We start from the raw sequence: 13,072 nt of genomic DNA on the forward strand, positions 1-13,072 counted from the left end.
GCGATGCGGGACCGCGCGCGGCGCGCAGGGCGCGGCACGCGAGCCGGACCGCCGTGGGCGCGGCGAGGGGCACGCGCGCCGCCCGCTCAGTGCGGGATCAGGCCGCCGAGCCACGCCCCCGCGGCGAGGACCGCCAGCGCGGCGACGAGCAGCACGGCCTTCACGGCGCCGCCCCCCGTCTTGAGCGGACGGAGCTCCGCCTCCAGGTCGTACGGCGCGGCCGGGCCGAGCGGCGCGGGCGGCGCCAGCGCGGGCGGCGTGGCCGGGACGGGCGGCGCCAGCGCGGGCGAGGGCGGCGCAGGGCGCAGCGGGGCTGGCACCGGCTGCGGGGACGCCAGCGTCGGCTCGGCCCGCCGCTCGAGCGGCGGAGGCGCGGGCTGGGGCGGCGCGAGCGGCGGGCGCGCGGGCTGGGGCGGCGCGAGCGGCGGCTCCGCGGGCCTCGCCTGCGGGTACGCCAGCAACTTCGCGGGCGAGATGCCCGCGTCGGTCTCCTCGAGCGCGGCGAGGTTGCCCTCCTCGACCGAGACCGCGGCGAGCGACCGCCGCATGAGGTCCTCGCCGGGCGCCGAGACCTTGATCTCGTCGGCCCACTTGCCGATGTCCTCGAAGGCCGAAATCTTGAGCGGCTCGCTCGGGCGGGCGGCGCTCGGCGCCGCCTTGTCGTCCGGGAGCGACGTGAACTCGAGCAGCGTCTCCTCGATCAGCCTGTCGATGAACGACGCCTTGTCCGAAGCGGGGGCGCGCTTCCGCAGCGCCATGGTGCTGCGGACGTGCTCGGCGATGTCGTAGGCGCTGACCGGCCGGCCGAACTTGTACAGGAAGTTCGTGAGATCCCGGCCGAACTCGCGCGCGGAGCCGTAGCGATCGCCGGGCTCGCGGGTCAGCGAGCGGGCGATGATGCGATCGAGCTCGGGGGGCACCGCCCTGTTGATCTCGGAGAGCGGCGGGATCTGCGCCTGCTGCACGAGCTTGACGGTCTGGTAGTCGGTCTCGCCGAGGAAGAGCCGCTTGCCCGAGAGCATCTCCCAGAGGATGGCCCCCACCGCGAAGATGTCGGTGCGGTGATCGACCTCGAGGCCCTGCGCGGCCTCGGGCGAGAGATAGCTGAACTTGCCCTTGATGATCCCCGCCTCGCTCTTCTCGAGCTGGCTCGTCGCCTTGGCGAGGCCGAAGTCGACGATCTTCACCTCGCCGTACTTGGTGATGAGCACGTTCGGGGGCGACATGTCCCGGTGCACGATCTTGAGCGGGTGCCCGTCGGCCGCCCGGAGCTCGTGGGCGTACGTGAGCCCCTCGCAGAGCTTGGCCGCGATGAACACGGCAGACTCGACCGGCAGGGTGCGCCCGGCCTTGCGCATCGACTCGAGGACGGCCTTCAGGTCGGCGCCGTCCACGTACTCCATCACGATGAAGTACGCGTTGTCGCCGACCCCGATGTCGAACACCTGCGCGACGTTGGAGTGCGAGAGGTGCGCGGACAGCCGCGCCTCGTCGAGGAACATCGCGATGAAGCGCTTCTTCTCGCTCAGGTGCGGGAGCACGCGCTTGATCGCGACCTGCTTCTTGAACCCCTCGATCCCCGCGCTCTCGGCGAGGAAGACCTCGGCCATGCCGCCCGAAGCGAGCCGCTCGACGACCCGGTAGCGCTGCTGCTGGTGGGCTTCCGTCATGCTCCGCCTAGTACATCACGTCCCACGCTGTGCGCGGAAACAACCGGCTCGTCTCTCCATGCCACGCCGCGCGCGCGCCGCGTGACGAGCGCGTCCCGGGCCTGCCGGGCGCGAGCTCCGCGGAGCGCGCCGCGGCCAGGCTCGGCGGGCGACGCCGCGTCAGCCCGTGAGCGCGCTCCGCGCGAACGGGCGAGGCGGAGGTGTGAGCGGCACCGCCACCGCGCGCGCGCGGCTCCGCGGCGCGACCGCCGCGCGCGGCCGCGGCGTCAGATCGAGCTGCGCGGCGGCGCGCTGCCGGCGATCGTCGAGCTCCGCGGCGAGCATCTCCTTCACCATGTCGAGGAGCTCGGCGAACCCCGAGAGCCGCATCCCGACGTCGTTCGTCCAGAGGATGACCTCGAGCTCACCGTCCGGCGACCTCACCTCCGGATCCCACGCGAAGACCGTCTCGGCCGCCGCGTCGATGCCGAACGGGATGAGCGCGCTGCGCGCGCTGTACCGGCCGCGCAGGCTCGACGGCGCGACGTCGCGCTCGGCTGCGCGGCGCGCCTCCTCGCCCTCGCAGAGCTCGAGCACCATCCGCCCGACGTCCATGTACGAGCCACGCGCGAGCGCGCGCACCCCGAGCAAGCTGGCGCCGGCGAACAGCTGCGGCCACCCGTCGTGCCGCGCGAGCAGCTCGCGGTAGCTCGGCGGCAGCGGCATGCCGAGGCGGCGCTCGACGCCGGCGATCGCCGCCTCGGGAGCCCCGGCCGGCGGCGCGATCGGCATTCCCCGCCGCGGGTCCAACCGCGCGAGCTCCAGCTTGAGCGCGCGGATGCGGTGCATCGACTCGAGCCACTCCATGCGCGCGACCCTACGCGCGAGGCGCGAGGAGGAGCAAAAAACGCGCGACGCCCGGCGCCGCCGCCCCGGTCGCGATCGCGCAACACGCGCGCTTGACATGCATTTGCGTCGGCGGCACGGTGCTTGCGTGGCCGGCTTGGGCTCCTGGGCATCGCTGCGCACCGCCTTCGTGATGGCGGGCGCCACGTTCGTGTTCGTGTCGCTCGCGACCGCGTGCCTCGACTACGCGGGCGAGGAGCTGTTCGACCAGTGCGACACCCCGGCGGCGCCGCTCCCCGGATCGGGCTCCGGCTCGGGCGCGACCGTCAGCACCGGGGCGGCCGGCGCGGACGCGCCGGACTGCGGCGCGCCGACGCACGCGCCGGGATCGGGCTCCGGCTCGGGCTCGTGAGCGAGGAGCGGCGCGACCTCGCCGCGCTCGCCGCGCTCACCGCCGCCGCGCTCGCCTCGCGCCTCTGGTTCCGCATCGACCACGACGAGGACATCGACGCGCTCCGGTTCGCGCTCGGCGTGGAGCGGTTCGACGTGGCCTCGCTGCGCCCGCACGCGCCGTACTACCCCGTGCTCATCGCCGCGGCGAAGGGGCTCGCGCTGCTCGGCGCCGCGCCGCGCGCCGCGCTCGCCCTCGTCAGCGCCGCGTCGGGCGCGGCAGCGGTCGCCTTCACCGCCCTGCTCGCCCGCGAGGTCGCCGGGCGGCGCGCGGCGGCGTTCGCCGGGATCCTCGCCCTCGCCTCGCCGTTCCTGTGGCTGTCGTCCGAGAAGCTCCTCAGCGACATGGCCGGCGCCGCGGTGACGATCGCCGCGCTCTGGCTCTGCGCCCGCGGCCGGCGCCTCCGCCGCGCGGCGGACGCCGCGGAGGCCGAGCGCGCCGCGCGCGAGGCGAGCGCCGCGCGCGCGCGCACGGCGGCGCTCGTGCTGCTCGGCGTCGGGCTCGGCGTGCGGCTCTCGTATTTCCCGTTCGCGCTCGCCTGCCTCGCCGTCATCGCCCGCAGCGAGGGCGGCCGCCTCGCTTGGCTCGCGCGCGGCCGCGACCTCGCGACCGGCGCGCTCGCGTGGCTCGTGCCGCTCGTGCTGATCGCGACGCCGCGCGACCTCGTCGCGACCACGTGGGTCCAGGGGCTCGGGCACTTCACCCGCTGGGGCGGGACCGCGATCACCGTCTCGTCGCCGGCCGATCGGCTCCACGGCGTCGTCTGGGGGATCTGGGCCAACGGCCTCGGCGGCGCGTGGCCGGACGCCCCGGCGGCGCGCTGGCTCGGCGCGCCGATCCTGCTCGCGCTCCTCGCCGCGGCCGCGCTCCGCGCCGCGCCGCTCCGGCGGGCCGCGCGCGCGGCGCGGGACCAGCCCGAGCTCTTCGCCTCGGCGCTCGCCTACTTCGTCTGGGCGCTCCTCGGGCAGAACATCGCCTTCAAGCCGCGTCACTGGCTGCCGCTCGTCCCGCTCCTCATCGTCGCCCTGGCCGCCGGCGCGGCGGCGCTCGCGCCCGCGCTCCCGGCGGCGGGCGCGTCGCGCGGCCGCGCGCTCCGCTCGGCCGCGCCCGCCGCCCTCGTCGCGGCCCTCGCCGCGCAGTGGCTCGCCGACGCGGTCGCCCTCGCGCGCCAGCACCAGGCGCCCTCGCCCGCGGCCGCGATCGTGGGCTTCCTCCGCGACGCCGGCGCCGAGCAGCGCCCCGTGCTCACGCGCGACCTCGACCGGATGATCCAGGAGGGCGCGCCCGGCCGGCGGCCGATGCGCGTCCGCGGCGACGACGAGCTCGTCCGCGCCGTCGAGCAGGCTGGCCCGGGCGGCGCGCTGATCACGAGCGAGGCGCTCTCGCCCGCGGCGCGCGACGCGCTCGCCGGCCGCGGCTACGCGATATCGGTCCGCTTCGCGCGCCCGCGCTCGCGCTACGTCGACGCGCTCTGGAGCGACCTCGCCCTGCTCGAGGCGCTGCCGGCCGGATCTCCGGCGGGTCGACCGCTCCCGCGCTCGCCGCGCGGCGCGCCCTCCGGCTGAAAACGAGGTTGACCTCCGTTTTCAAGGGCGCGAAGACTCCCGCCATGCCGAGCGCCTCGCCGGGCTCCCGGTCCTCGTCATGAAAGCGATCTCGTCCTTGTGGCCTCGCACTGCGGGCGTCGTCCTCAGCGCGCTGCTGCCCCTCGCTGCCGCCGCGCAGCCCGCCCCCGCCGCGCAGCCTGCGCCCGCCGCCGCGCAGCCCGCGCCCGCCGCCGCGCAGCCCGCCCCCGTCGCCGCGCAGCCCGCGCCCGTCGCCGCGCAGCCCGCCCCCGCCGCGCAGCCCGCGCCCGCCGCCGCGCAGCCCGCCCCCGCCGCGCAGCCCGCCCCCGCCGCGCAGCCCGCGCCGGACGGCCCGGTCCTCGACCTCCCGCCCGAGCACGCCGCACCGCCGCCGGAGCCCTCGAAGCCCGCCGTCGGCCTCGGCGCCGGGGAGGCGCCGGAGCACGAGCTCGTCCGCGGCCTGACCGAGCAGCGGTTCCGGAGCGCCGGCGCGAGCGCGACGAGCACCTCGATCGGCGGCTACGGCGAGGTGCACGTCCGCGGCACCACGACCGGCCGCGAGGGCGAGCGCGCGTGGGTCGCCGACATCCCCCGGCTCGTGCTCTTCGTCGCGCACGAGTTCACGACCGACATCCGGTCCTACGTCGAGTTCGAGGTGGAGCACTCGCTCTCCTGCGCGAGCTGCCCCGGCGCCGCGGAGCTGGAGCAGGCCTATATCGAGTGGAACGCCGCCGGCCGCGCGCTCGGGCTGCGCGCGGGCCTCGTGCTCGTCCCGATGGGGATCATCAACCAGTGGCACGAGCCCCCCGTGTTCCACGGCGTGGTCCGGCCGAAGGTGGAGACCGTCGTCATCCCCTCGACGTGGCGCGAGATCGCCGTCGGCGCCTTCGGGCAGCCGCTCGACTGGCTGCGCTTCGAGGCCTACGCCATGACCGGCCTCGATCCGCTCGGCTTCCGCGCGGGCGGCCTCGCCGGCGGCCGGCAGAACGGCGGGCTCGCCCGCGCCAACGCGTGGGCCGGCGTCGCGCGCGTCGAGGCCGAGCCGCTGCTCGGCGTCGTCGCCGGCGCGTCGCTGTACGCCAGCGACGCCGGCCCGAACGGCGACGGCAAGTTCTTCCTCCGCGACGGCACCCCGGTCGATCTCTCGGTCCCGGTCCTCGGCTGGTCGCTCGACGCGCGCTGGCGCAGGAGCGGCCTCGAGGCCCGGATCCTGTTCGCCCAGTGGCACCTGCCCGAGGCGCGCGCCCTCATGGTCTCGTTCAACCGGAGCGGCGCGCCGAACTTCATCGATCCCACGAGCCCCGTCGCCACCCGGATCCGCGGCGGCTACGTCGAGGCCGCCTACGACGTGCTCCGCCCGCTCGGCGTGGGCCACGAGCTCCTGCCGTTCGCGCGCCTCGAGGCGTACGACACGCAGTCCGCGGTGCCCGAGGGCTACACCGCGAACGCCTCGTACGGGGTCCGCGAGCTCACGCTCGGGGCCTCGTACCGGCCGACCCAGGGGATCGTGCTCAAGGCCGACTACCAGCTGCGCGACCGCACCCTCGGGTTCGACCAGACGCAGCTCAACTTCGGGCTCGGGTTCATGTACTGAGCGCGCCGGCCGAGGGCACCGCCATGTCACTCCGCCCAGACGGCGCGGGGCCCGAGCGCCTCGTCGTCGGCGCCGGCATCTCCGGCCTCTACGCTGCCCTGCTGCTCGCGCGGGCCGGCCGGCGCGTGCGCCTCCTCGAGCGCGCGGCGCGCCCCGGCGGCCTCGCCGGCGCCGAGCTCTTCCGCGGGCTGCCGTGCGACCTCGGCTCGCACCGGCTCCACCCGGCCGCGCTCGAGCAGCCGCTCTTCCGGGAGGTGCACGCGCGCTCCCCGTTCCTGTCGCGCCCGCGCCGCGGCGTGCTCGTGCTCGGCGAGCGCCACGTCCCCTACCCCCCGAGCGCCCCGTCGATGCTGCGCGCGCTCGGCCTCCGCGCCGGCGCCGCGATGGGCCTCGGCTTCGTCGCGCAGCGCGGCCGCCGCGCCGCCTTCGCCCGCTGGGAGCACGACCGCGCGATCGCCGGCGACGACGTCGGCTTCGAGCGGTTCGTGCGCGAGCGCGTCGGCGCCGCGGCCTACGCGTCGTTCTACCGGCCCTACGCCGAGAAGGTCTGGGGCATCCCGCCGTCCGAGCTGTCCCAGACCGTGGCGAAGAAGCGGATCAGCACCACGAGCCCGCTCGCGCTGTTCCGGGGGCTCGCCCGCGGCCGCGGCGGCGCGGCCGCGGACCTCGCGCGGTTCGTCTACCCGCCGGCGGGCATCTCGTCGCTCATCGCGTACCTCGAGGCCCGGCTCGCGGAGGCCGGCGTCCGGGCCGAGTGCGGCGCCGCCCTCGACGCGGCCGGCGTGGCCGCGGCCGCCGGCGCCGCGCCGGTCCTGTTCGCGGGCGACCTCGCGGATCTCGTGCCCGACGCGCGCCTCGAGCACCGCGGCCTGTACCTCGTCTACCTCGCCTACCCGCGCGCGCGGCTCGGCGCGCCCGAGACGTACTACTGCCCCGACCCGCGCTTCTGGTTCGGCCGCGTCTCCGAGCTGCAGAACTACGCGCCCGATCTCCGCCGCCCGGGCGAGACGGTGCTGTGCGTGGAGATCCCCGAGGGCGCCTGGGGCCGCGGGCGCGACTTCGCCTCGGGCCGGCCGCTCGAGGCGCTGCTCGACCAGCTCGTCTGCGCGAACATCGCCCCGCGCGGGGTGGCGCCGATCGAGGCCCGGCAGCGCTTCGTCCCCGGCGTCTACCCGCTCTACCGGCGCGGCTGGCTCCAGGACTGGCGCGCCGCGATGCGCCGCGCCGCCGCGCTCGGCGCGCTCCCCTTCGGGCGGCAGGCGCTCTTCCTGCACTGCAACCTGGACCACTGCGCCGCGATCGCGGCCGACGCGGTGGCCCACGTCGAGGCCGGCCGCAGCCCGGAGGCGTGGGTGCTGAGCGCTGAGCGCTACCTCGACGTGCAGGTGCGCGACTGAGCCACGCGCGCCGCTGGATCCAGCGGATCCAGCGGCCAAACGCTGTTGACTTTGACTTTCACGAATGACAGTTTCCTCGGAGTCTCGATGCGTCCTTCCGCTTTCCGCACGGCCCACCTCGCCGCCGCCACGGCCCTCGCGTTCGCGCTGGCGGCGCTCCCTGCCCACGGCGCGACGTACTGGACGGTCCCTGCCGTCCTGAAGAGCTTCTTCGCGAGCTCGAAGAAGGTCGGTTACCGCAAGGTCGTCCTCAGCGACGCCGAGGCGCAGGACATCGGCAAGAGGCTCGGGGCGCAGGTCAAGCGCGAGTGGGTGGTCTACGTCGCGGAGTCGGACGGCAAGGCCGACGGCTACGCGATCAAGGACGAAGAGAAGGGGATGCACGAGCCGATCGACTTCGCCGTGAAGTTCTCGACGGCCGGCGCGGTGGAGCGGATCGAGATCCTCGAGTACCGCGAGGCGTACGGCGACGAGGTCCGCGGCGATCGCTTCCGCGCCCAGTTCCAGGGCAAGACGGCGAGCGATCCGATCACGGCGGGCAAGGACATCGACATCGTGTCGGGCGCGTCCATCTCGTCGCGCTCGGTCGCGCTCGGCGTGAAGCGCGACGCCCTCGTCCTCCAGCTCGCGCTCAAGCGCGGCGCGCTGTGAGGGATTTCGCCGCGGCGGCGGGGCGGCTGAGGTCGCTCTCGCTCGGCGCGAAGCTCCTGTACACGGCGTTCGCGATCGCCTCGATCGCCGGGCTGCTCGTGTCGTGGCGCCTCTACGGGGCGATGGTGCAGGACGCGGGCGCCGCCGCCTACTACGCGGGGGCGCCGGCCGCCGCGCCGCCGCCCGCGCCCACGCAGGCGCCCGCCGCGGCCGACGGGCCCGCGCTCGAGCTGGGCCCGGAGCTCGAGCTCCCCGCCGCGCCGGAGCCGCCGCGGGTCCTGGTCGAGCAGATCTCCGAGCGGAAGCTGCTGGAGGTGACCCATTTCCACCTCTTCTCGGTGCCCGTCTACGTCTTGATCCTCGCGCACCTCTGGCTGCTCGCGCGGCTGCCGGCGTGGCTGCACACCGGGGGCGTGGCGGCGGCCGTCGTCACGAGCGGGCTGCACATCGCGGCGCCGTGGCTCATCCGGAGCGCGCCCGGCGCCGCGGCGCTGATGCCGATCTCGGGCGTGGCCATGCTGCTGTCGCTCGGCGCCATGGCGGTCGTCTCGACCGTGGACATGTGGCTGCCGAGGCGATCGCGGCGGGGCGAGGCGGCGCCGCTCGACGACGCGCGGTGAGACGGCGCCTCACGCCGCCGGCGACGGGGCCCGTCGCTCGGGGTTGACGGTATCCCAGGGATCGCTCGTGAGCCAGCGAGTGTAGGTCGTCAACACAGGTGTTTCCCCCTTCCTTCGTTGCGCCGTATCCGGCGGATGCGGGATCGCGACGCGCATCCCATCTCCCCCCGGAGGGCGCGCCCCGCCGCCGAGCCGCGGGCGGCGGAGCGCGCCGCCGAGTCCGTTCCTTCCATGAAACAGAGTGTTGCGAGAGGTACGCAGGGCGGCGCCCGGCTCGACAGCGCTCGCTCTCGAACGGTTCGGCGGGGGCCTGAGCCGGAGGGCGCCAGATCAGGAGTACCCGGCGGACAGAGGAGCTCCTGGCGGGGCGCTGCCCGGCGCGCTGCGGCCGTCGGACAGCGCCGGGACGGGGGAGCTCACCACCTCTGTACCGATGGACCGGTGGCGAGGTTGGGGCGTTGGCTCAGGACCGCTGCCGAACCCACGGCAAGGTGGAAACACCGCTCCCGGGGTGTCGACGCCCCCGCGCCGCGCCGCCTCAGCGCCTGATCGCGCTCCGCTTCAGCCATCGGGACGTGAGCGACCAGGCGAGATCGAGCACGTCCTTGCTCTCGAACGGCTTGCTCAGCAGCCGGAGCTCGGGCCGCTTCAGGCGCCGGATCACGTCGTGCCACGAGTAGTCCGAGTACGCGCTGCAGATCACGGCCTCGATGTCCGGACACTCGGCCCAGATCCGCTCGATCGTCTCGATGCCGTCCCAGCCCGGCGGCATCCGCATGTCCACGAACATCAGCGCATACGGGCGGCCAACCCGCTGCATCCGCCGGACCCTCTCCAGCCCCTCCTGGCCCTGGCAAGCGCCGTCCACCTGGAACGTGCTCCTCGGGACCGCCGCCGGCGCCCCGAAGATCGCCGCGTCGAGGGCGTCGAGGTCCGCCGATGTCCCCACATCCGGGCACAGCAGCTTCTGAAAATCGCGGTGGATCGCGGGGTTGTCGTCGATGACGAGGACCCTCCGGACCTCGCTCCCCCGCGCGGCGTCAGGCCCCGTCCACGCCGCGGGCGGCAGCTGCGACGAGAAGCGCGGCGGACCTCCTTGGCTCATCGTCGCCAGCGTGTGACCGAGGAGCTTGCCGTTGTGACTCGTCATTGAAAAGGTCCACCTCCGCTCGATGCAAGCCAGTCCATCCCAGCGCACGTCCGAGGAGCAGGCGAGCAGCAGACAGCGTGTTTACGGGATCGGCCCTGCTGGCCGGGTGCGTGAGGACGAGCGAGCAGCGAGGCCCCCGCCGACAACCGACCGAATCGCTCTTGCCTCGCTCGCCGCCGGAGAAGCGGCCCCGCCAGGACAAGGCTCCCCCCTCGACGCATTCGCCCCGGGTGAGTCGAGGAGCCCTTTCCGTTGCGGAAACTCCTTAGTAAAGAAATTTGTCAATTCGTGCAAGCCGGTTTCGTGCACGACATCTTGCTTGCCCGCGGCCGCTGTGCAGTGCGCCTGCCTCGGAGCACGAACAGCGGAACGAGAGAGAACGGCGCGCAGCCCAAACGCCGAAAGTTCTCCGACCTGGACGGACAATGGATCTCGATCGCGGCCAGAGAAGCAGAGGGCGAGATGAGCCTGCGACCTCGCGAGGGGCCGGCGGCGGAGGAGCGCGGCGGGATGCCGGCCGTCGCTCCTCCATCGTGGGTTGTCGTCGGTGTCGTCGGTCGCCGTCGGCCCGCGCGCGGCGTCAGGGCTGCGCGTCGCGCTCGGGGATGAGCCAGAGCACCCCGAGCGGCGGGAGCGTCAGCTCGATCGACTGCGGGAACCCGTGGCAGGGGATGTCCTCGACCTCGACGCGGCCCATGTTGCCCACGCCACTGCCGCCGTACTCGGTGGCGTCGGTGTTGAGCACCTCCAGGTAGGCGCCGCGGCGCGGGACGCCGATGCGGTACGGGCGGCGCGGGACCGGCGTGAAGTTGCCGATGAACACGACGTGCTGGCCCGAGGGCGACATCTGGTCTCCCGCGCCGTCCCCGTAGCGGATGAACGAGATCACGGTCTGCAGGTTGTCGGTGCAGTCGATCCAGCGGAAGCCGTGGTGCTCGTCGTCGAGCTCGTACATCGCCGGGTACTTCTTGTAGAGCGCGTTGATGTCGGTCACGAGCCGCTTGAGCCCGGCGTGGGCAGGCACCGAGAGCAGGCCCCAGTCGAGCTCCGTCTTCTCGCTCCACTCGGCGAACTGGCCGATCTCGCCGCCCATGAAGAGCAGCTTCTTGCCCGGGTGCGCCCACATGTAGCCGTAGAGCGCGCGCAGGTTCGCGAGCATCTGCCAGTAGTCGCCGGGCATCTTCGAGAGCAGCGACCGCTTGAGGTGGACGACCTCGTCGTGGCTCAGCGGCAGGAGGAACTTCTCCGAGAAGGCGTAGATGAGCCCGAACGTGAGCTGGTGGTAGTGGAACGCGCGGTGGACCGGCTCGTGCTTGAAGAAGTCGAGCGTGTCGTGCATCCACCCCATGTTCCACTTGAAGTCGAAGCCGAGCCCGCCGACGTACGTCGCGTGCGTCACCGACGGCCAGGCGGTGGACTCCTCCGCGCACAGGATCGCGCCCGGGAAGCGCTCGTGCACCCGGTTCGACAGCTCCCGGATGAACTCGATCGCCTCGATGTTCTCGCGGCCGCCGTACCGGTTCGGCACCCAGTCCCCGCCCTGCGCGGCGTAGTCGAGGTAGAGCATCGACGCGACCGCGTCGACGCGCAGCCCGTCGATGTGGAACTCGTCGAGCCAGTAAAGGGCGTTGGCGACGAGGAAGTTCCGCACCTCGTGCCGGCCGTAGTTGAAGATGTACGTGTTCCACTCGCGGTGCTCGCCGAGGCGCGGGTCGAGGTGCTCGTAGAGCGCCGTGCCGTCGAACCGGCCGAGCGCCCACGCGTCCTTCGGGAAATGCGCCGGGGTCCAGTCGAGGATCACGCCGATGCCCCTCTGGTGGCACCGGTCGACGAAGTAGCGGAAGTCGTCGGGATCGCCGTAGCGGCTGGTCGGGGCGTAATAGCCCGCCACCTGGTAGCCCCACGAGCCGTCGAACGGGTGCTCCATGATCGGCATCAGCTCGATGTGCGTGAAGCCGAGCTCGGCCACGTAGTCGACGAGGTGGTCGGCGAGCTCGCGGTAGGTCATCCAGCGCATCCCGTGCTCGTACGGCGGGCCGTCTTCGTGCACGCGCCGCCAGGAGCCGGGGTGGACCTCGTAGATGGCGATCGGCTTCTTGCGTGAGTCGAGCTGGCCGCGCGTCCGCATCCACTCGCCGTCCTGGAACGCGTAGCGGCTCGTCGTGACCCGCGAGGCGGTCGCCGGCCGGAGCTCCATCGCCTGGCCGAGCGGATCGCTCTTCACGGTGATGTGCCCCTCCGGGGTCTTGATCTCGTACTTGTAGAGCGCGCCGTCGCCGACGCCGGGGATGAAGAGCTCCCAGAAGCCCTCGCCCATCCGGCGCATCGGGTGGAGGCGGCCGTCCCAGTGGTTGAAGTCGCCGACGACGCTCACGCGGCGCGCGTTCGGCGCCCAGACCGCGAACGACGTCCCGGAGACGCCGTCCACCTCGCGCACGTGCGCCCCGAGGACACGGTAGAGCTCCCAGTGCCTCCCCTCCGCGAGGAGATGGCGGTCGATGTCGCCGAGCGTGGGCGGCATGCCGTACGGATCGCGCTCGACCGAGGTGTTGCCGTCCGGGTGGCGCAGCTCGATCCGGTAGAGGAAGCGGCCGTCCTTCGGGTAGGAGACGCCGGGGAAGCGCGCCTCGAAGAGGCCCGCGGGGTGGATGCGCTCCATCGGCTGCCTCCGGAGCGAGGGGTCGTCCGGGACCACCGCGATCTCGGTGGCGTCCGGGCGAAAGACACGGACCACCAGGTCGTCTTCGTCCTCGTGCGCGCCGAGCACGTGGTGCGGATCCGGGTGCTCCACAGCCGCGATGAGATCGACTTCTCGTTGTTCCAACATGTCGGGGTCCGCCTATACCGGCTCCTCTCGCCGACGTCATGCCGAGAGTCCGCCCGAGACGAGAGCCCGGGTCGCCCCGGCAAATGACCGAGCCGAAAGGCAGGGCGCGCCCTACACGCGGCGCGGCCCTCGCCGTCCCGCCTGCCCCTGGCGCAACCGCGGTGTGCTCACCATTTGTCCGCGGCGCAACAGCGGCGCCGGAGGGGGCCGCGCCCCGCGCGCGCTCGCCGGGAACCGGCCGGAATCGTCGGGAAATTGAGCAAATGCTCATTTGCTGTAGCTTCGCTGGGAGGCTACGGTCCGGGCGCCGAGCAGCGAGCCA

10 protein-coding genes are annotated in these 13,072 nt (G+C 73.8%); 6 read left to right on the forward strand and 4 right to left on the reverse strand.

From position 1 onward, the window contains the following. Positions 1-86: 86 nt before the first annotated feature. On the reverse strand, positions 87-1,670 hold the full coding sequence (locus WMF20_RS26590; RefSeq protein WP_437604744.1) for a serine/threonine protein kinase: 1,584 nt from the start codon (positions 1,668-1,670) through the stop codon (positions 87-89). A gap of 159 nt (positions 1,671-1,829) precedes the next feature. Further along, positions 1,830-2,516, reverse strand: coding sequence for an SMI1/KNR4 family protein (locus WMF20_RS26595; protein ID WP_437604745.1), 687 nt, complete (start codon positions 2,514-2,516; stop codon positions 1,830-1,832). A gap of 136 nt (positions 2,517-2,652) precedes the next feature. Between WMF20_RS26595 and WMF20_RS26600 the strand changes: the two genes are divergently transcribed. The 6 genes from WMF20_RS26600 (at position 2,653) to WMF20_RS26625 (ending at position 8,773) form a co-directional block, all read left to right on the forward strand. Further along, on the forward strand, positions 2,653-2,907 hold the full coding sequence (locus tag WMF20_RS26600) for a hypothetical protein (RefSeq protein WP_020737388.1): 255 nt from the start codon (positions 2,653-2,655) through the stop codon (positions 2,905-2,907). After that, positions 2,904-4,511, forward strand: a complete 1,608-nt coding sequence (locus tag WMF20_RS26605; protein ID WP_437604746.1) for a hypothetical protein — start codon at positions 2,904-2,906, stop codon at positions 4,509-4,511. Before WMF20_RS26600 ends, WMF20_RS26605 begins: the two co-directional genes overlap by 4 nt. A gap of 97 nt (positions 4,512-4,608) precedes the next feature. Then, on the forward strand, positions 4,609-6,105 hold the full coding sequence (locus WMF20_RS26610; protein ID WP_437604748.1) for a hypothetical protein: 1,497 nt from the start codon (positions 4,609-4,611) through the stop codon (positions 6,103-6,105). A gap of 23 nt (positions 6,106-6,128) precedes the next feature. Continuing rightward, positions 6,129-7,502: a protoporphyrinogen/coproporphyrinogen oxidase gene (locus WMF20_RS26615; protein WP_437604749.1), complete on the forward strand. Its 1,374-nt coding sequence runs from the start codon at positions 6,129-6,131 to the stop codon at positions 7,500-7,502. An 87-nt stretch (positions 7,503-7,589) separates the two neighbouring features. Then, entirely contained in the window at positions 7,590-8,153 is a 564-nt protein-coding gene (locus tag WMF20_RS26620; RefSeq protein WP_129577051.1) for an FMN-binding protein, read from the forward strand. After that, complete coding sequence (locus WMF20_RS26625) at positions 8,150-8,773, forward strand: hypothetical protein (protein WP_437604750.1); 624 nt, start codon at positions 8,150-8,152, stop codon at positions 8,771-8,773. The genes WMF20_RS26620 and WMF20_RS26625 overlap by 4 nt, the downstream gene beginning before the upstream one ends. A 538-nt stretch (positions 8,774-9,311) precedes the next feature. Here the strand turns inward: WMF20_RS26625 and WMF20_RS26630 are convergent. Together WMF20_RS26630 and glgB are read right to left on the reverse strand one after the other, a co-directional pair. Further along, positions 9,312-9,923: a response regulator transcription factor gene (locus tag WMF20_RS26630; RefSeq protein ID WP_129577053.1), complete on the reverse strand. Its 612-nt coding sequence runs from the start codon at positions 9,921-9,923 to the stop codon at positions 9,312-9,314. A 580-nt stretch (positions 9,924-10,503) separates the two neighbouring features. After that, positions 10,504-12,750 carry a 1,4-alpha-glucan branching protein GlgB gene (gene glgB, locus WMF20_RS26635; RefSeq protein WP_437604751.1) on the reverse strand — a complete coding sequence of 749 codons (2,247 nt, stop codon included), beginning with the start codon at positions 12,748-12,750 and terminating at the stop codon, positions 10,504-10,506. Between the last annotated feature and the right edge of the window lie 322 nt (positions 12,751-13,072).

The sequence above is a fragment of the Sorangium sp. So ce834 genome (genome assembly GCF_051521425.1).
GTDB classification, from domain to species: Bacteria; Myxococcota_A; Polyangia; order Polyangiales; family Polyangiaceae; genus Sorangium; species Sorangium cellulosum_D.